The sequence below is a fragment of the Methylobacterium sp. FW102-HT35C08 genome (genome assembly GCF_058790235.1).
Window position 1 is genome coordinate 2,845,417 of sequence record NZ_JBYTCL010000002.1, and the last position, 15,941, is coordinate 2,861,357.

22 protein-coding genes are annotated in these 15,941 nt (G+C 70.1%); 14 read left to right on the top strand and 8 right to left on the bottom strand.

All coding sequences use genetic code 11. The features are described 5' to 3' along the window. The first annotated feature begins 72 nt into the window (after positions 1 to 72). From AC3WSN_RS13630 to AC3WSN_RS13645, 4 genes are all read left to right on the top strand, one after another. Positions 73 to 1,296, top strand: coding sequence for a molybdopterin-dependent oxidoreductase (locus tag AC3WSN_RS13630; protein ID WP_055958942.1), 1,224 nt, complete (start codon positions 73 to 75; stop codon positions 1,294 to 1,296). Positions 1,297 to 1,307: 11 nt separating this feature from the next. Continuing rightward, positions 1,308 to 1,646 carry a c-type cytochrome gene (locus AC3WSN_RS13635; RefSeq protein WP_055958939.1) on the top strand — a complete coding sequence of 113 codons (339 nt, stop codon included), beginning with the start codon at positions 1,308 to 1,310 and terminating at the stop codon, positions 1,644 to 1,646. A gap of 185 nt (positions 1,647 to 1,831) precedes the next feature. Then, complete coding sequence (locus tag AC3WSN_RS13640) at positions 1,832 to 2,815, top strand: beta-propeller fold lactonase family protein (RefSeq protein WP_055958936.1); 984 nt, start codon at positions 1,832 to 1,834, stop codon at positions 2,813 to 2,815. Between the two features lie 78 nt (positions 2,816 to 2,893). Next, positions 2,894 to 3,979: a molybdopterin-dependent oxidoreductase gene (locus AC3WSN_RS13645; protein ID WP_492538529.1), complete on the top strand. Its 1,086-nt coding sequence runs from the start codon at positions 2,894 to 2,896 to the stop codon at positions 3,977 to 3,979. Between the two features lie 3 nt (positions 3,980 to 3,982). On the opposite strand, the gene AC3WSN_RS13650 is transcribed toward AC3WSN_RS13645, so the two are convergent. From AC3WSN_RS13650 to AC3WSN_RS13670, 5 genes are read right to left on the bottom strand one after another with little or no spacing between them, the layout of a single operon-like run. Continuing rightward, positions 3,983 to 4,354 (bottom strand): YidH family protein, encoded by a 372-nt coding sequence (locus tag AC3WSN_RS13650; protein ID WP_055958930.1) that lies wholly within the window; start codon positions 4,352 to 4,354, stop codon positions 3,983 to 3,985. Then, positions 4,351 to 5,241 (bottom strand): LysR family transcriptional regulator, encoded by an 891-nt coding sequence (locus AC3WSN_RS13655; protein WP_055958927.1) that lies wholly within the window; start codon positions 5,239 to 5,241, stop codon positions 4,351 to 4,353. Before AC3WSN_RS13655 ends, AC3WSN_RS13650 begins: the two co-directional genes overlap by 4 nt. After that, positions 5,238 to 6,047 carry an anti-sigma factor family protein gene (locus tag AC3WSN_RS13660; RefSeq protein ID WP_055958925.1) on the bottom strand — a complete coding sequence of 270 codons (810 nt, stop codon included), beginning with the start codon at positions 6,045 to 6,047 and terminating at the stop codon, positions 5,238 to 5,240. The genes AC3WSN_RS13655 and AC3WSN_RS13660 overlap by 4 nt, the downstream gene beginning before the upstream one ends. Then, the gene (locus AC3WSN_RS13665) at positions 6,044 to 6,553 is read right to left on the bottom strand and encodes an RNA polymerase sigma factor (protein ID WP_055958922.1); all 510 of its coding nucleotides are present in this window, start codon (positions 6,551 to 6,553) and stop codon (positions 6,044 to 6,046) included. The genes AC3WSN_RS13660 and AC3WSN_RS13665 overlap by 4 nt, the downstream gene beginning before the upstream one ends. A 13-nt stretch (positions 6,554 to 6,566) precedes the next feature. Then, positions 6,567 to 6,950 (bottom strand): COG4315 family predicted lipoprotein, encoded by a 384-nt coding sequence (locus AC3WSN_RS13670; RefSeq protein ID WP_055958920.1) that lies wholly within the window; start codon positions 6,948 to 6,950, stop codon positions 6,567 to 6,569. 182 nt (positions 6,951 to 7,132) lie between these two features. On the opposite strand from AC3WSN_RS13670, the gene copM reads away from it, so the two are divergent. Continuing rightward, positions 7,133 to 7,588 (top strand): CopM family metallochaperone, encoded by a 456-nt coding sequence (gene copM / locus AC3WSN_RS13675; protein ID WP_055958917.1) that lies wholly within the window; start codon positions 7,133 to 7,135, stop codon positions 7,586 to 7,588. Further along, positions 7,585 to 9,021, top strand: a complete 1,437-nt coding sequence (locus tag AC3WSN_RS13680; protein ID WP_055958914.1) for a YncE family protein — start codon at positions 7,585 to 7,587, stop codon at positions 9,019 to 9,021. Before copM ends, AC3WSN_RS13680 begins: the two co-directional genes overlap by 4 nt. Positions 9,022 to 9,387: 366 nt before the next feature. Here the strand turns inward: AC3WSN_RS13680 and AC3WSN_RS13685 are convergent, their stop codons facing one another. Beyond that, positions 9,388 to 9,723, bottom strand: a complete 336-nt coding sequence (locus AC3WSN_RS13685; RefSeq protein ID WP_055958910.1) for a hypothetical protein — start codon at positions 9,721 to 9,723, stop codon at positions 9,388 to 9,390. Between the two features lie 307 nt (positions 9,724 to 10,030). Here AC3WSN_RS13685 and AC3WSN_RS13690 point away from each other — a divergent pair, with 307 nt between their 5' ends. Beyond that, positions 10,031 to 10,372 (top strand): hypothetical protein, encoded by a 342-nt coding sequence (locus tag AC3WSN_RS13690; RefSeq protein ID WP_055958907.1) that lies wholly within the window; start codon positions 10,031 to 10,033, stop codon positions 10,370 to 10,372. Between the two features lie 50 nt (positions 10,373 to 10,422). On the opposite strand, the gene AC3WSN_RS13695 is transcribed toward AC3WSN_RS13690, so the two are convergent. Further along, positions 10,423 to 11,022 (bottom strand): hypothetical protein, encoded by a 600-nt coding sequence (locus AC3WSN_RS13695; protein WP_055958904.1) that lies wholly within the window; start codon positions 11,020 to 11,022, stop codon positions 10,423 to 10,425. A 38-nt stretch (positions 11,023 to 11,060) separates the two neighbouring features. Beyond that, positions 11,061 to 11,930 carry a hypothetical protein gene (locus AC3WSN_RS13700; protein ID WP_055958901.1) on the bottom strand — a complete coding sequence of 290 codons (870 nt, stop codon included), beginning with the start codon at positions 11,928 to 11,930 and terminating at the stop codon, positions 11,061 to 11,063. 138 nt (positions 11,931 to 12,068) lie between these two features. On the opposite strand from AC3WSN_RS13700, the gene AC3WSN_RS13705 reads away from it, so the two are divergent. From AC3WSN_RS13705 to AC3WSN_RS13735, 7 genes are all read left to right on the top strand, one after another. After that, the gene (locus AC3WSN_RS13705) at positions 12,069 to 12,587 is read left to right on the top strand and encodes a GcrA family cell cycle regulator (RefSeq protein ID WP_055958898.1); all 519 of its coding nucleotides are present in this window, start codon (positions 12,069 to 12,071) and stop codon (positions 12,585 to 12,587) included. 91 nt (positions 12,588 to 12,678) lie between these two features. After that, positions 12,679 to 12,912 (top strand): hypothetical protein, encoded by a 234-nt coding sequence (locus AC3WSN_RS13710; protein WP_243214750.1) that lies wholly within the window; start codon positions 12,679 to 12,681, stop codon positions 12,910 to 12,912. Positions 12,913 to 12,922: 10 nt separating this feature from the next. After that, positions 12,923 to 13,459, top strand: a complete 537-nt coding sequence (locus AC3WSN_RS13715) for a hypothetical protein (RefSeq protein ID WP_055958895.1) — start codon at positions 12,923 to 12,925, stop codon at positions 13,457 to 13,459. Further along, positions 13,459 to 13,947: a hypothetical protein gene (locus tag AC3WSN_RS13720; RefSeq protein ID WP_055958892.1), complete on the top strand. Its 489-nt coding sequence runs from the start codon at positions 13,459 to 13,461 to the stop codon at positions 13,945 to 13,947. Before AC3WSN_RS13715 ends, AC3WSN_RS13720 begins: the two co-directional genes overlap by 1 nt. Positions 13,948 to 13,972: 25 nt before the next feature. Further along, a complete protein-coding gene (locus tag AC3WSN_RS13725; RefSeq protein ID WP_056149070.1) occupies positions 13,973 to 14,476 on the top strand; it encodes a hypothetical protein in 504 nt (167 codons plus the stop codon). An 85-nt stretch (positions 14,477 to 14,561) separates the two neighbouring features. Continuing rightward, on the top strand, positions 14,562 to 15,683 hold the full coding sequence (locus AC3WSN_RS13730) for a hypothetical protein (protein ID WP_055958885.1): 1,122 nt from the start codon (positions 14,562 to 14,564) through the stop codon (positions 15,681 to 15,683). After that, entirely contained in the window at positions 15,680 to 15,940 is a 261-nt protein-coding gene (locus AC3WSN_RS13735) for a hypothetical protein (protein ID WP_055958882.1), read from the top strand. The genes AC3WSN_RS13730 and AC3WSN_RS13735 overlap by 4 nt, the downstream gene beginning before the upstream one ends. Position 15,941 lies beyond the last annotated feature (1 nt).

Here is a 15,941-nt window from a genome sequence, read left to right on the forward strand (position 1 = left end):
GTCGCGAGGAATCGCCACGAGGCCCGATGCGCTCGAACGCATCGACGCCGACATTCTTCAAGGGGAGAGACCATGCACGGATTGGACAGACCGACGAACCGCCGCCTCGTCCTGGGTGGACTCGGGCTCGGCAGCCTCGGCGCCGCGTTGCCGGCCTGGGCCGCGGGCTCGGTGAAGCTGCCGCTGCCCGGCGGCCCGGACGAGCGGGCGCTGACCACCGCCTTTCCGGGCAAGGGCGAGATGATCCTCCAGCGCACCCATCCGCCGCTGCTGGAGACGCCGTTCTCGGTGTTCGACGCGGGCGTGTTCACCCCCAACGACCGCTTCTACGTGCGCTGGCACTGGGCCTCGATCCCGACCGAGGTCGATGCCGGCACCTTCCGGCTCAAGGTCCACGGCCATGTGGAGAAGGAACTCTCGCTCTCCCTCGATGCCATCGCCGGCCTGCCGCGCTTCGAGATCGCCGCGGTCAACCAGTGCTCGGGCAATTCACGCGGGCTGTTCGAGCCGCGGGTGCCCGGCGCGCAATGGGCCAACGGCTCAATGGGCAACGCCCGCTGGACCGGGGTGCGCCTCAAGGACGTGCTCGAAAAGGCCGGGGTGAAGGCCGGTGCCGTGCAGGTGCGCTTCAACGGCCTCGACGAGCCCGTGGTCGACGACGCGCCGGACTTCAAGAAGTCCCTCGATCTCGACCACGCCAACAATGGTGAGGTGATGATCGCCTACGCGATGAACGGCGAGCAGCTCCCGCTGCTCAACGGTTTCCCGCTCCGGCTCGTGGTGCCGGGCTGGTACTCAACCTACTGGGTCAAGATGCTGTCCGACATCGAGGTGCTGGACAAGCCCGACGAACAATATTGGATGAAGACCGCCTACCGTATTCCCGACGTGCCGGGTGCTAACATCAAGCCCGGGCAGACAGGGTTCAAGACAGTGCCGATTAACAGGATGGTGCCGCGCTCGTTCGTCACCAACCTGACCGACGGCGCCAAGGTGGCGGCCGGAACGCCGGTGGCCATCCGCGGCATCGCGTTCGGCGGCGATTGTGGGGTGAAGGCGGTCGAGTTCTCCGGCGACGGCGGGGCGACGTGGTTCCCGGCGCAACTCGGTGCCGACGAGGGCCCCTACAGCTTCCGCCGCTTCGACGGCAGCCTGCCGGCGCTGGCCGCCGGGACCCACACGGTCAGGGTCCGCTGCACCAATACCAAGGGCGTCGCGCAAGGCATGGACCGAGTCTGGAACGCCAACGGCTTCATGCAGAACGGCATCGAGACCGTGTCCTTCCAGGCCGCTTGAGGAGAACAGCCATGAACACAATTCGCCCTGCGGCCCTCATCGCCGCGCTCATCCTGTCTCCCCTGGTGGCGCTCGCGGCGCCTGCTCCCGAGCCGATGCGCTTCAGTTCGCAATCGATCGAATTTCCGACGTCCGACCGGATCTTTCCGGACGGGCCGGGAGCCGAGGCGGTCAATAACAATTGCCTCGCCTGCCACTCGGCCGGGATGGTGCTGACCCAGCCCAAGCTCACGAAGGCGCAGTGGACCGAGACCGTGAACAAGATGGTCCACGTCTACAAAGCGCCGGTCGATCAGGCCGATGTGCAGACCATCGTCGATTACCTCACGGCGTTGAAGCCCACGCCCTGAACCCTCGAATCCCGAGGCCGCCGTGCTTTTTTCGCCGGCCTCGGGGAATAGACCGCCCTCGCTGGCATCTCCCTAAGGCGATGCACGGCCTGACCGGTCCCGCACGACGCAATCCGATTTCGAACTCGCCCGCACGGCCGGCCCCAGGCCGTCGAACGAGGGCGCATGCCCGAGAGACACGCTTCATGACCCACGTCCGTACCAGCCTCCGCGCCCTCCTCGCCGGAGCTGCCTTGCTCCTCACCCAGAACCAACCTGGATTCGCCGCCGGCTTCGACGGCGCAATCAAGAACAACGCGCTCGCCCTGAACGCCGCCGGCACGGTCGCCGCGGTGTCGAACAGCGAGGAGAGCGCCGTCATCGTCTACGACGTCGCCAAGGGCACGGTGCTCCGCCGCCTCGACGGCTTCGTCACGCCGCGCAACATCGTGTTCGCGCCGGACGGCGCCCGCTTCTACGTCTCCGACAGCGGCACGGGCCGGATCACGGTCTACGAGACCGGCACCGGCAAAGAAGCCGGCGTTCTTGCCGCGGGCCCCGGTGCGTTCGGCACGGTGCTCTCGGCCGACGGGACAAAGCTCTACGTCAACAACGAGGCCGCGAGCACGCTGACCGTGTTCGACACCAAGACCATGCTCGCAGTCGCCGTGATCCCCGGCTTTGCGCAGCCGCGCCAAGGCGTGAAGCTGTCGCCGGACGGCAAGACCGTGTTCGTGACGAACTTCCTCGGCGACAAGATCACGTTGGTCGACACCGCCACCAACAAGATCACCAGCGAGATCGCCGGGTTCGACAAGCTGCGCGCCATCTCGATCACCAAGGACGGCAAGACGCTGTTTGCCGCCAACAGCGGCCGCAACACCGTCAGTGTGGTCGATGTCGCCGCCCGCAAGGTCACGTCAGAAGTCGCGGTGGGCAAGGACCCCTACGGTGCCGCGCTGACCCCGGACGGGCGCTTCGTCTATTCGGGCAACCTCAAGGACAACTCGCTCTCGGTGATCGACACCGACACGCTCAAGGTCGTCGCCACGGTGACCGGGCTGAACGAGCCGCGCCAGGCGATCGCATTCTCCAGTGACAACGCCCACGCGTACGTCCTCAACCGCGACCTCAGCGTGGCCGTGGTCGACCGCGCGAAGAACGCGGTGGTTTCGACGATGAAGCCGTGAAGCGTCGCGCGCCGGGTGCCTTTCGGCGCCCGGCGCGTTCTCGATCTCGACACGTCGCGAACGCAGGACAAAGACCCCATGCTCGGCCTGTTCCAGCGCAAGGACCGCCTCATCGTCCACGGAAAGACGCCCTACAACGCCGAGCCGCCGCTCGATCGCCTGCGGGCCGCCTTCCTGACTGATCAAGCCGACTTCTACGTCCGCAGCCACGGCGACATCCCGGACCTCGACGCCGACGGCTACCGCCTGACCGTCGACGGGATGGTCGCGACGCCCCTCGACCTCTCCCTCGCCGATCTCAAAGAACGCTTCGCGCCCGTCACCGTGACGGCGGTGATGCAATGCGCCGGCAACCGCCGGGCCGACATGCTGGCGGTGGCCCCGGTCTCCGGCGACCCGTGGGCGCCCGGCGCCATCGGTAATGCGGAATGGACCGGCGTGCGGCTCGCCGACGTGCTGCGCGCGGCCGGCATCAAAGCGGATGATGAGCGCCACGTCGCCTTCGAGAGCCACGACTGGATCGCGGACACGGACACGCGCTTCGGCGCCTCGATCCCGCTCGCCAAGGCGCTGGCGCCCGAGACGCTGCTTGCCTTCGCGATGAACGGCGAGCCTCTCGCCCCCGAGCACGGCCATCCGTTACGCGTGGTGGTGCCGGGCTTTGCCGGCATCCGCAGCCCGAAATGGCTCGCCCGGATCACGGTGCAGGACCGGCCCTCCGACAACCCGATGCAGGCCGACGACTACAAGCTGTTTCCGCCCGACGTGACGGCCGAGACCGCCGACCCGGCCCACGGCATCACCATCGAGGCGATGCCGTTGAACAGCGCGATCTGCGAGCCCGCCCGCGGCGCTGCGTTGAAGGCCGGCCGGCACGCGATCCGCGGCTACGCCATCGCCAGCGACCGCGCGGTCGCCCGCGTCGACGTCTCGACGGATGGCGGCCGCAGCTGGGCGCAAGCCCGGATCAAGCGCGATGCCGACGCGCCCTACGCCTGGACGTTCTGGGAGATCGAGCGCGAACTGACCGCGGGCGAGCACGAGCTCGCGGTGCGGGCCTGGGATTCCGCCGGCCAGACCCAGCCGGCCGCCCCCGACGACACCTGGAACTACAAGGGTTACCTCAGCGCCGCCTGGCACCGGGTGCGAGTGACGGTGGCCTGACCCTCACGCCCAGAGCAGGGCGGTGGCCGCGAGGCCGGAGATCGCGATGAGCAGGGCCGCAATCCCGACGGTGAGGAGGCGCGGCATCATCGGGATCTCGGAATGGGCGAGCCGTGCCCGGATCGCCCGGTCCCGCCACACGGCGCCGGCGAATGAGGCGAGCGCGCAGCCGATCAGCGTCAGCGACAATACCTTCAGCGGCCAGACCGCGAGCACCTCCCGCAGGAAGCGCTGCGCGGCGAGGCCGACGCCTAGGAACGCGAGCCCGGTGCGAAGCCACGCCACGAAGGTGCGTTCGGCCGCTAGAACCGTCCGATCCTCGGCGAGTCTCACCCGGGGATCGTCGGGGGGCACGGGTTTCGCGAGCTCGCTCATCCGGCATTCGCTGTCGCGATCAGGTCGAGAAGCGCGTCGGCGGCCCGGCTGCGGTAGCGCTCCTTGTGGCGCAGCACCCGGAACGGCCGGCTCGGTAAGTCGAACGCCGCCCGGACCAGGGTCCCGGCCCGAAGCGCGGCGGCGACCACGGTCTCGGACAGGACGGCGGCCCCGCCCCCGGCCTCGACGGCGGCGCGGACCGCCTCGTTAGAGGGCAGTTCGAGCGTGACCCGAAGCTGGGCGGCTGCGAGGCCGGCCGCACCCAGGGCCGCCTCGAAGGCCGAGCGGGTTCCCGATCCCGCCTCGCGCAGCACCCAATCGACCCCGGCGAGGTTTTCGGGTTCGAGGTGGGTCGCCTCGGCGAAGGCATGGCCAGGGGCGACCACGAGGACCAGTTGGTCCTGCGCGATGGTCGTGCTCGCGAGCGTCGGGTCGTCCAGCGCCCCCTCGACAAAGCCGAGTTCGGCCTGCCCCGCGCGCACCGCGTCGGCGGCGTCGGTGGTGTTGCCCACCGCCAACCGGATGGCGATCTCAGGGTAGGCCCGGCGGAAGGCGACGAGGTGGCGCGGCAGCCAGTCGCTGGCGATGGTCTGGCTGGCATAGAGGGCCAGCGTCCCGCGTCGCATGCCACTGAGGTCGGCGAGCACCAGTTCGGCGGCCTCGGCCCGGGCGAGTACGGCGCGGGCCTCGACGAGGAACACGCGTCCCGCCTCGGTCAGCTCGATCCCGCGGCCGACCCGGTGAAACAGCTTGGTGGCGTGCCGCCCCTCGATGTTGGCGATCGCCGTGCTGACTGCCGACTGGACGAGGTTCAGCGCCTCTGCAGCCCGGGTCACGTGCTGCCGCTCCGCCACGGCCACGAAGATGCGGAGTTGGTCGAGGGTCATGGTTGCCGCGGCGGAACCGGCAATCCACGGACCTGCGCGTCAACCGCCTGCGCGACGGTCAACAGCCGCGCCTCGTCGGTGCGACCCGTCACGACGTAGGACATGCCGCCATCGACCCAGGAGAAGGCAGCGACATCGCCCTCGCGGGCGAAGCGGAACACCGTGCGGCCATCCGCATCGCCCACGCGGCTGTAGAGCGTCAGCCGGGTGCCGTGATCGTCATCGTACATCAGCATCGCGGCGGATTCGGAACCCGCCGGCAGCAGCCGGCCGCCCATCAGGCGGAAGCCGTAGGCCGTGAGGTCGGGGGTGGTCACCGCCCGGCCGAGGCGCTTCGAGAGCCACGTCACGAGGTGCGGCTTCTCGTCGGCGCGCACCTCCACCGGATGCACCGCCTCGACCACGTAGGTGCGGAAGGCCGCCACTGCGTCGTCGGTCGCCGGCTCGGTTCGCGCGAGCGTGACCGTGGGTACCTGCCGCACGGCATGGCCGAACCAGCCGGCGGCACCGCCGACCGCGAGGCAGAGCACGGCCGCAGCCGCGACCGGAAGCCAGCGCCCGGTTATCGGGCGATGTCGCGAGCGGATATTGGCGACCCTGAGCCGCGCCGGGATCGCCTCCTCGGCGATCGGCGCGAGGCGGGCACGCAAGCGCTCGCGCAAGGCGCGATCCGCCGAGACCTCGGCCGCCCGCGCGGGATTTCCCCTGAGCCATGCCTCGACCAGCGCCTGCCGCTCCGGTTCCAGACGACCGTCGATCAGGCCGTGCAGGTCGTCCTCGCCGACCGGGCGCGGATCCCCGCTCATTTTACCCTCCTCAACAAGCCGGTTCGGCCCGTTTCCAGAAAACTTCGCATCCGCTCCCGGGCTCGGCTTAACCGCGACATCACCGTGCCGAGCGGTACTCCGAGCACCTGGGCCGCTTCCGCATAAGACAGATCCTCAACCGCGACGAGCAGCAGCACCGAGCGCTGCTCCTCGGGCAGCGCATCGAGCCCGGTGAGCACGTCACGGGCTCCCATAGCGGTCTCGGGGTCGGCACCCGGATCAGGCACCTGCTCCAAAGCCTCCGCGCCGAGATCGACGCCGCGCCGGCCCCGGCGTCGAACAGTGCCGAGGAACAGGTTGCGCTCGATCGTGAACAGCCAGGCCCGCAGGTCGCCGTCGCGGCGGCGTCCGGACCAGCCGGACAACGCCCGCTCCAAAGTGTCCTGGACGAGGTCGTCCGCCGCTTCGCGGTCCCGTAACAGCGCGACGGCGTAGCGCCGCAACGCTGGGATCTGCGGTTCGATGAGGGCAGCGATCTCGTCCACGAGGCTTTACCGATCAGGGCTTGGCGATGTGCCATGCACCGTTGAGGAATCCGTCGCCGGTGATGTCGCCGGGCTTCGTATCCTTGGCGAAGGTGTAGAGCGGCTTGCCCTTATAGGCCCACTGCATCGTGCCGTCGTCCCGCGTCACCATCGTCCAGTCGCCACTAGCAGCCGAGCCGGGCGCCGCCATCAGGGCGGGCCAGTTGGCGGCGCAGGGGCCGTTGCACATCGACTTGCCGCCCATGTCCTTGTCGAAGGTGTAGAGGGTCATGCTCTTGGCATCGACGAGCGCCGGCCCCTTGGCAGTCTCGGCCGTCATCGCAGGCGCAGCGGCCTGGGCGGCGACGGCGGAGAAGGCGAAGGCCGCAAAGGCGGCGCGGATCAGCATGGTGCGCATGAGTGAGGTCTCCGGCGGTCGACCATGACCGCATTGGGAGAGATGCCGAACGGGCGCGTCTATTCCACTGACATTTGGAAAAGATCGATCACATCGGCAGGGCCGCGAATTCGTCCCCGGCCAGGGAATAAAACCGTTTCCCCGGCATCTCTCCCCTCGACAACGAACAGGGAGGACGGCTCATGCGCGGAGCATTGGGATTTGCGCTCACGGCCGCCGTGATGGCCGGCGGCCTCGTCGGCGGCCGGATGATGATGCCCCCGACGCTGGCCGCTGCCGAGCCGCCGGCCGTCGTCTCCGCGTCCTTCGACGCGGTGATGGCGCAGTCGATGACGCGGATGCATGCCGACATGATGGTCCCGCCCTCGGGCGATCCGGACCGCGACTTCGCCGCGATGATGATCCCGCACCACGAGGGCGCGATCGCGATGGCCCAGGCGGAGCTGCTCTACGGCAAGGATCCGGTCCTGCGCCGCCTCGCGCAGGGGATCATCGTCGAACAGGGCCAGGAGATCGCGGTGATGCGCCGGGCGCTCGCCGATCTCCCTCCCGCGCCGGATTCGTCCGCCGCAGCCGCCCACCTTCACCACCATGGCACGGCCCCTGCCGCCGAGATGCCTTCGGAGATCTGCCGATGAAGACCGCCCTCACCCTCCTCGCGCTCGCGCTGCTCTCCGGCTCGGCTCTCGCCGGGCAGGCCCCGGGCGCAGCCTCCGCACCGGACGTGCCGGTCAGCGGCAGGGACCGGTTCTACACCTCGGACCAGTTCTCCAACACGGTCTCGGTGGTCGATCCCGCCGCCAACGTCCTGCTCGGCGTGATCCGGCTCGGCGACCCGACGCCGATGAACCTGAGCCCGCTCTATCGCGGCCAGCTCCTCGTCCACGGCATGGGCTTCTCGCCCGACCACAGGACGCTGCTCGCGGTCTCGATCGGTTCGAACTCCGTGAGCTTCATCGACACGGCGACCAACACGGTCCGCCACACGGCCTATGTCGGCCGCGCGCCGCACGAGGCCTTCTTCACGCCGGACGGCCGGGAGGCCTGGGTGAGCGTGCGCGGCGAGGACTACATCGCCGTACTCGATGCCGCGACCGCCAAGGAGACGCGCCGGATCACCGTGCCGAACGGGCCCGGCATGACGATCTTCTCGCCGGACGGCGCCTACGGCTATGTCTGCTCCAGCTTCAGCCCCGAGACGGTGGTGATCGACACGAAGACCCACACCATCGTCGGGCGCGTGAAGCAGGAGAGCCCGTTCTGCCCCGACATCGCCGCGACACCGGACGGCAAGCAGGTGTGGTTGACCCTCAAGGATGTCGGCCGGACCCAGGTGTTCTCTGCGACGCCGCCCTTCGCGCCGCTGAAGACCATCGAGACCGGGCCGATCACCAACCACGTCAACATCGTCTCGACCAAGGCCGGCCAGTTCGCCTACGTGACGATCGGCGGCCTGAACCAGGTCAAGGTGTTCCGCACCGACGACTTCACCCAGGTCGCCACCATCCCGACCGGCGCCCTGCCGCACGGGCTCTGGCCCTCGGGCGACGGCAGCCGCGTCTATGTCGGCCTAGAGAACGCCGACAAGGCGGCGGTGATCGACACCGCATCGAACACCGTGATCGCCGAGGTTCCGATCGGCCAGGGGCCGCAGGGCGTGGCCTACGTCCCGAACGCCGTGCCGGAGGGGGACGGAAAGCAGAACCTCCAGCCGCTGGGCGCAGCCGGCAAGACCAGCGCGCTGACGCTCGCAGGCACCGATGGCAAGCCGGCGACGCAGGTGACCCTGTTCGACCAGGGCGTGCTGCAGACCCTGCAGGCCGCGGTCACGGGACTGGCGCCGAAGACGCCGTTCGTCCTGGCGCTCGCCGCCGATCCGAAGGGGGCCGCCGGCCTGGAGCCGCTCGCCGCCTTCATGACCAACCCGGCCGGCGCGGCCATCGTCAACGCCATCGGCCCGATCCGCCAGATCACCCGCACGGATGCCGGCGCGAGCCGGCGCTACCTCGTGGTGGTCTCGGGCAAGCCCGGTGAACTCGGCGGCGTCGTCCAGATGCAGACTGTGGATTGAACGGGCGGCCTCACGAGCGCGGGAAGCGGGAATCCGAGAGCATGCGTTCGCAGCGCGCGTCCGGCTGCAACGTCTGCTTTCGAGGCCGCCGTTAGATTGCTCCTATGACCTAGTTGGGTCGGAGGCGGAACGTCCGCTTCAGGGCGAAGGGTCAGGGTCCGCTTCCCACCAGTTGCGACTTCGCAGGTGGGTACCAAGCGTCAGGTTCGGACCACTAGATCGGGACACGCCCCGACCGGCAGCTTCTCCAGCGTAGAGGAAGGTGCCGCGAAGAGGCGACGCGTCAGTCGAGTGCTTTCGACCAGCTCATCTCCTCCCCCCGTTACTCCTATCCAGTGTAACGCGGAAATTGCGAACTTTCAGGCTTCAGGGATCCAGCCCGAGACGGGCCGCCAGGGCCGCTGAGACGGCCTCCCGGCGGTAGATGACGGGGTTCTTCCCGGCTGCTAGGCCCCGCTTTGTGCGTGCCTTGAGCGCGGCCGCCGCCGCTAGGATGACCGCACCCGCGTCGATCGGGCTCGCGAGGCGGTACCCCTTGGGAGCGCCTGCAATGACGACCGCCAGCCCGTCGGCGATCGCGCGGTCGAGCGTCGCCGGATCCGGCGCGCCCGCCTCCGCTGCCCGGGCGCGGGAGGCAGCCTTGGCGGCGCGGTTGGCCTCGCGTGCACGGGCGGCCGAGAATGAGGGGCGGGGAGTGCTCATGGGCGGATGATGCCGTGACGAGGTGCAAGGCACCATGACATGTCACGCCCTCGACACCCTCTCGGCACGCCCTCGTGCGCACCTCGTGCTGAGCGCAGCATTTCCTCAGCATATTTTTGGGCGTTTCAGTTTTCCACATCGGCGATTCATCAAGAGCGAAATCCGCAATCACTCAGGACGCGTGCTGCAGCACCCCCGGAAACGGATCGTTCACCATGCCGTGTGGATCCCTTCGACTTCGGGTTGACGGGGAGTCCCGGCCAGGCGCGAATTGAGTCGTGAGATCGCCCCGCCCGGAGAGAAGCCGATGTCCCACGAGACCCGTTCCTTCACCGTCGACAGCTCCTTCCGCGTCGCGCAGGGCCTCGCCCTCGGGCACTCCGCCGTGGCGGGGGCCTTCGACGGCCTGCGCGAGTTCCAGCGCCAGCGCGACCTCGCCGACCTCGGCGCCGTCGAGGCCGTCGCCCGGGAGCTCCACCGCGTCCGCCGGCTACTCGCTGCCGCGCAGGCCGAGACCGCCGCCGCGCGCGCCGAGGTCGCCACCCTGGAGCGCGCCGTCGACGGCGAGCGCGCCCGTGCCGACCGGGCCGAGGCGAACCTCGCTCGCCTCGTCGAGGCCGTCCGCGACGGCCGCATCCGGGCACAGTAAAGCCCGCCGGGGCGATCCGGCGGGCTCGGTCGTCGGCAGGGTCCGAGGCGTCAGCGGCGGGGGCCAGCCGGGGCGCTCGCGTAGCACTCCTCCATCGTGAGGCCTGCCAAGGCCAGCTTGTCGACGAGGTCCATCTCCTGCGCGGGCGCCGCCGCCTCAGCCGCCGGCTTGTTCCTGTTGCCGCCCGAGGACGATCCGCCCTTGCCGGCCGCGCCGTCCTTGCCCGCCGCCGTCTGGATCGGGAGCGCAACGATCGCCGCGGGCGTGACGAGGCCGAGCTCGCACCGCATGCGGCCTTCGGGACCGCCAAGGACATGCTGCTCCAGGATCCGCGCCGGCGCGCGCCACGCCGCGAAAAGTTGCTCGCGCGTCAGCCTGTCGAGCCACGCGGCGATGAGCGGCGGCAGGGCGGGGATCGCCTCGTCGCTGGGCTTCGTGCCGACGACCCGGCGCCGGGCGTGCTCGCGGATGAGCAGGCCGAGGACGTACTGGCCGTCGTCGATCGGGGCCTCGTCGTCCCCATCCCGATCGGCGAGCGCCGCCGCGGCCATCACCGCCGCCGGGTTGGGCGGGCCCCCGAAACCCAACATCCGGAAGGGGGCCGACAGGGCGGCGGCGAGGGCGGCGAGCAGGGCGTAGAGGATGCGCACGGGGCAGGTCCTTCGATCTGAGGGTGACGGGGGGAGCTTCACGCCGCGGGCAGCAACCCACCAGCCGGGGCCTCCCGGCTCGTCGCCGACGCGATGCCGAGGGCGCGGTAGGCGAGGTAGGGCGGCAGCTGCCGCCGATGCCCGTGCAGCAGCTGGAGGCCGTGCGCGGCCTCCAGCTCGCTGAGGCCGTCGCGCTCGGCCAAGGCGTGCCCGGTCCAGGAGGTCGCCTGCGAATAGCCGCGCCCGTTCTCCTCGGACGCCCAGTCCTCGTCGAGCTCGGCCAGGTACTTCAGGCCCTCGTGGACGGCGGCCCGGACGGCCGGGTCCTGGGCGCGGGCGAGCCAGTGCGGCATGGCCGGGCGGGCGAGGCGCGCCTCTGCACGCACCCTGTTGGCCTCAGCGGCCTCCAGCCACCGCTCGGCAATCCGCCCGCCGTACGCTGTCCAGGACGTCGCCGTCATCAGCTCACGCGCGGATGCCAGCTCCTTCCCCAGAGACCACAGCCGCTTCGCCACGAGGTCCTGCAAACGCTGGCGAATCGGTGCCGTCAGAACCTCGTCGGCCTCGGCCCGCTGTTCGGCCCGCCGGTCGGCCGCCCCGCGCCGGGCGCCCGCCTTGGCCAACGCCGCGTCGACGGCGGCCCTGAGCGCGGGCACGTCGACCTCGGCCTCGCTCGTCCACCAGCACGGCAGGAGCGTGCCGTCCGGCGAGCGGGCGTTCGCCTTGTCCGTCCAGCTGTAGCCGGCGCCGATCATCTCGGCGCGCGCCCCGCGATAGGCGTCCTGGAACGTCTGCGGGATGGCGTCGAGGACGTGGAGTAGGCGGGCGTTCCCGTAGCGCTGGCGCTCGCCGACCAGGCGCCAGGGCAGGTCTTCGAAATCCAACGGGGGAGCAGTCAACCAGGGCATGGGCGTGTCCACAGGATAAAATAGCTAACGCAGACTAATACGCAGCATAGTCATTTTCAATGGCGATATTGACATAAAGGTGCAGCTAATGCATATTGATCTGCGTTCACAAGGAGCCTCCCCGGTGCCCCGCCCCCCATGCCCCTCCATCCCCACAACTGGTCGCCCGACCTCGTCGAGCGCGTCAAAGCCGCTTGGCTCGCCGGCGCGTCGGCCGGCGTCATCTCGGCCGCCCTCGCCGCCGACGGCGTCCACCGTTCCGCTTCCTCGTTCATCGGCAGGATGCGCCGCGAGGGCTGCAGCTTCCTGGGCCCCGGCACCGGCAGGACCCGCCTTGCACGTAATCCCCACGAGGGCCCGCGGAAGGCCCCGAAGGCCGTCGTGGTTAAGGCCGCGCCGCCGCCCCCGCCGGCCCCGCGTTTCACCCCCCGCCCGAAGGCCTCCGACGTCGCCCTGCCGGAGAGCCGGCGGGTCGCGATCCTCGATGTCAGGGACGGCATGTGCCGCTGGATCGCCGGGGACCCGCGCCGGGACGCGCCGGCTTGCGGGCACCCCACCGATCTCGGCTCGCCCTACTGCCCGGGGCACCGCTGCATCGGCACCGTCGCCGCCCGGTCGCGCGGCGTGCCGTACATCCCGATGAGGAGGGCGGCATGACGAGCTGGTCGAGCCTCGCGCAGGACTATCAGCACGCCCTCGGCGAGGACGGGGGCCGGATCCCGCGCCGACGTTCGCGGACCGGGGCGTCATGAGGCGGCACACCGCCCGCAGGCCGGGCCCCTGCGAGCGCTGCCCCATCGGCCGCGGCGTGCAGCCGGGCGAGCGGTACCTCGTTCACGTCGGCCTCGACGAGGACCACCGCGACTTCTTCTACGCCCGCCACTGCGAGGCGATGCCCGATGCCTGCCGGGCCGCGATGCCCCGGGGCGAGGACCCGCACTGCGCCGCCGTGACGTACGGCCCCGACGAAATCCCCTTCTAGGAGACAGCCCATGGTCGACGTCCGTGCATTCTTCGCCCTCTCTGGGCCGCCTGACATTCCCGACGTCCTGAGTCCCGATCGCCCGATCCTGCACCCAGAGGCATTCGATCTCGGCCTGGAGCAGGGCACGAGCGATAGCGACGGCACCTCTCATCAAACGTGGCTCGGGCACGTCTGCACGAAGGTCGCAGCCTGCTTCGGTGGAGACACCCTCGGGCGGGAATGGATCGTCCTGCGCGTGTGGGCCGGGCATAGGTTCGTGCCGGTGGGCCATGAGGCCCCGCACCAGACTGCGCAGGGGTGGCGGCACGCCGGCTGCCTGGTTCACCACGCCATGAAGGTCAGGCAGGTAGAGCAGGTCGTCGGCGATGACGGCGAGCCGCAGTGGCGGCTCCTCTCGCGCGATCCGATCTTCGTCATCGAAGACCAGCCTCTCCGGGCTATCCGGGTGCGTGGCCTCCCACCGGCCGAGCAGTCCAGGCGTTATGCCCTGGAGAAGCGCCGCGAGAAGCTCCGGCTCAGGCTGCTCCAGAGGGGCGGATTTTGATGCCCTACCTCGATTCCGAGATCGTGACGCTGCGGGACGGCACCGCCTTCGCCGTCTACGAGGGCGACGGCGCGCCCATCGTCGCAACGCGCGTCGGTGACCCCGCCCTACCGCAGGGCCTCGCTGCCTACGGCATCGGCTACGGCCGCGCCGGCGAGGCGACGGTCCTCCACCGGGGGATGCCCGCCGAGACCATCCGCGAGTTCTGCCGTGCGCACGGCGGCGTCCAGTCGGCGGGCGCGGCCGCGCTGGAGATCCTGCGGCGGATGACGCCCGCACCTCCGCCGGCGCCCCTGCCGGTGTTCGCTCCTATGGACCGGGCGCCGCGGCCTACCGGCCCGGGCAGCCGCAAGGCCCGGGCCGCCGCGCAGCTGGCGGCGTACCACGCGGCCGTCCCGAGCGCGGCCCCGGTGTGGCGCGTGCCTAACGTCACGAGGCCTGCCGAACCCATGCCCCCTGACCTCGCAGCCACCCCGTCGCAGGAGTGATCCGATGCCCTACCGCGAACGCCCGATGAGGCCCCTCCTTCTCCCGATACACCCGGAAACTCAGCTCACGGCGGACCCCGGCCTCACCGTCGAGAGCCGCCGGTTCACGGACGTACTGACCCTGCAGGAGAGCTTACTCTGGCAGACCGCGCCCCTCACTCGGGACGGGCGCGCCGAGGTGGTCGGGGCGTTCCGAGAGGGGTGGCTCGTCCGGCGGCCCAGCGTGAACCCGCCGTTCGAGATCGTACTCCGGCAAGATGGCGGGCCCGAACCCTGCGCAATCGTCCTCATGTTGCGGTCGCACACGATGTACGGCCGCCTGGTGTCGGCCGTGCCGGAGCACATTCCTTTGGAGCACGGGGACCGCTCCGTCATCGTGACGGCCGATCGCGTCATCGCTGTCCGTGGCGCGAACGAGGCCCGCGCATTTGGGTATCTCGCCAACCTCCTGGTCGGCACGCACTGGTCTCCACGCCGGCGAGCGCGGCCGATACCCGCCGAGGACGCCGATGCCCTGAGGCTGCTGTGATGTCTTGACAGATGGTTAACCAAGTCCCCATAATGGGGACCTGGAGCAGGCACTGACCTCTCCTCGCACGATGGGAAACCACGCCATGACGAAATCCGAAATCCTCTCCGCCGTCTCGCGCATCAAGCGCGCCCCGAACGTCACCCTCCTCATGCGCGCGGTCGATGCTGTGCTCGGCAGCAACGCCATGGGCATCGCCCGCATCGGCGCGCGGTGGGAGGTCTCCGAGGGCGGGTTCGCCATCTACCAGGCCGACTTCGCCACGGTGCGCCGGCGCCTCGCCAGCTACGTCATGGATGCCTGCTCCTGCGATGAGGCGGATGAGCCCGCTGAGCAGACCGCTGCCGTGGTTTCCCAGCCGACCCAGATCCAGCAGGCCTGCGCCGCCCCCCGCGTCGCCATGAGGCTCGTGCGGACCGTCACCACGCACGGCATCGTCGCCGTCAGCGTCGGCCCCTGCCCGGAGTTCCCGGACCATGGTCGCGACGAGTACCGCGTCACGACCGATGGCGATGTCGTCCGCACCCGGTACGTGCTGGCCAACGATCACTACAGCTGGAGCAGCCCCGGAGCCCGTCCGTTCATCACCCCCAACCGCAGCCCGGTGACGGCGCGCCGCACGATTGATGCGGTGGCCGAGTGCCTCGCCGCCGCGCCGGCTATGACCACCCAGCCATGCCAGCAGCAGCAAGCCCGCGACAGGCGCAGTCCAACCCGGGCCGCTCCCACTCAGTCGAGCTTCGACGCCGCCACCGTCGCTCAGGGTGACAGTGTATCGCGCCTCCTCGACGGGCTTCTGCGCGAGGACGCGCCCGGAGATCTCGCTCAGGCGCTCGTCACGGTCCACGCCGCATCGGCGCACCTCAACTCGGCCAATGTTGCGTACACGGCGTCGCCGTCGAAGGCATCGCTCGCCTCGCAGTGGCGGGCGCGCTTCATGCACCTGCAGGCGTTGCGCCACTACGACGTCCTGCTGGAGATCGATGCCATCGGCCATCTCCAGATGGGCTACGGCCTGAGGCCGTGCCTCGAAGGGATCGCGGTCCTGCAGGGCGACGAGATGCTCTTCCACGTCCCCCTCGGGACTGAGCGGCGGGGTATCGAGACCGCGCTCCGGATCTACGCCGACGCCTTCTCGGCCGGCCGTGAGGCCGGACGCGCCGCCGCCATGGCCGACTTCCGCGCCTTCATCGGAGAACCCGCGTGACCCGCCGCATCACGCCCGAGACCCTCGCCGAGGTGGGGACATTCCTCCTCGGGCCCGAGTGGCGCCGGCCGCTCGCCGCCCTGCTCGGTCCCCTCCATCCGGAAGGGGCCCGCCCTTCGCTCGATCCCCGACTGCCCGCCCGGTGGGCGACCGGCGAACGCGAGATCCCCGTGTGGGTCGGGGACGCCCTCATCCAGATCCTGGACGAGCAGAGCGAAACCGCCAGGGCTCTGGCCAACCGTCTGAAGGGGGAATGAC

Bases quoted from the DNA above. Each gene is read 5' to 3' on its own strand.
- AC3WSN_RS13640 (WP_055958936.1), top strand. From the start codon at position 1,832: ATGACCCACGTCCGTACCAGCCTCCGCGCCCTCCTCGCCGGAGCTGCC.
- AC3WSN_RS13685 (WP_055958910.1), bottom strand. From the start codon at position 9,723: ATGAGCACTCCCCGCCCCTCATTCTCGGCCGCCCGTGCACGCGAGGCC.
- AC3WSN_RS13645 (WP_492538529.1), top strand. From the start codon at position 2,894: ATGCTCGGCCTGTTCCAGCGCAAGGACCGCCTCATCGTCCACGGAAAG.
- AC3WSN_RS13655 (WP_055958927.1), bottom strand. From the start codon at position 5,241: ATGACCCTCGACCAACTCCGCATCTTCGTGGCCGTGGCGGAGCGGCAG.
- AC3WSN_RS13715 (WP_055958895.1), top strand. From the start codon at position 12,923: ATGGTCGACGTCCGTGCATTCTTCGCCCTCTCTGGGCCGCCTGACATT.
- AC3WSN_RS13705 (WP_055958898.1), top strand. From the start codon at position 12,069: ATGCCCCTCCATCCCCACAACTGGTCGCCCGACCTCGTCGAGCGCGTC.
- AC3WSN_RS13635 (WP_055958939.1), top strand. From the start codon at position 1,308: ATGAACACAATTCGCCCTGCGGCCCTCATCGCCGCGCTCATCCTGTCT.
- AC3WSN_RS13670 (WP_055958920.1), bottom strand. From the start codon at position 6,950: ATGCGCACCATGCTGATCCGCGCCGCCTTTGCGGCCTTCGCCTTCTCC.
- AC3WSN_RS13650 (WP_055958930.1), bottom strand. From the start codon at position 4,354: ATGAGCGAGCTCGCGAAACCCGTGCCCCCCGACGATCCCCGGGTGAGA.
- AC3WSN_RS13660 (WP_055958925.1), bottom strand. From the start codon at position 6,047: ATGAGCGGGGATCCGCGCCCGGTCGGCGAGGACGACCTGCACGGCCTG.
- AC3WSN_RS13680 (WP_055958914.1), top strand. From the start codon at position 7,585: ATGAAGACCGCCCTCACCCTCCTCGCGCTCGCGCTGCTCTCCGGCTCG.
- AC3WSN_RS13690 (WP_055958907.1), top strand. From the start codon at position 10,031: ATGTCCCACGAGACCCGTTCCTTCACCGTCGACAGCTCCTTCCGCGTC.
- AC3WSN_RS13630 (WP_055958942.1), top strand. From the start codon at position 73: ATGCACGGATTGGACAGACCGACGAACCGCCGCCTCGTCCTGGGTGGA.
- copM (WP_055958917.1), top strand. From the start codon at position 7,133: ATGCGCGGAGCATTGGGATTTGCGCTCACGGCCGCCGTGATGGCCGGC.
- AC3WSN_RS13700 (WP_055958901.1), bottom strand. From the start codon at position 11,930: ATGCCCTGGTTGACTGCTCCCCCGTTGGATTTCGAAGACCTGCCCTGG.
- AC3WSN_RS13725 (WP_056149070.1), top strand. From the start codon at position 13,973: ATGAGGCCCCTCCTTCTCCCGATACACCCGGAAACTCAGCTCACGGCG.
- AC3WSN_RS13710 (WP_243214750.1), top strand. From the start codon at position 12,679: ATGAGGCGGCACACCGCCCGCAGGCCGGGCCCCTGCGAGCGCTGCCCC.
- AC3WSN_RS13730 (WP_055958885.1), top strand. From the start codon at position 14,562: ATGACGAAATCCGAAATCCTCTCCGCCGTCTCGCGCATCAAGCGCGCC.
- AC3WSN_RS13720 (WP_055958892.1), top strand. From the start codon at position 13,459: ATGCCCTACCTCGATTCCGAGATCGTGACGCTGCGGGACGGCACCGCC.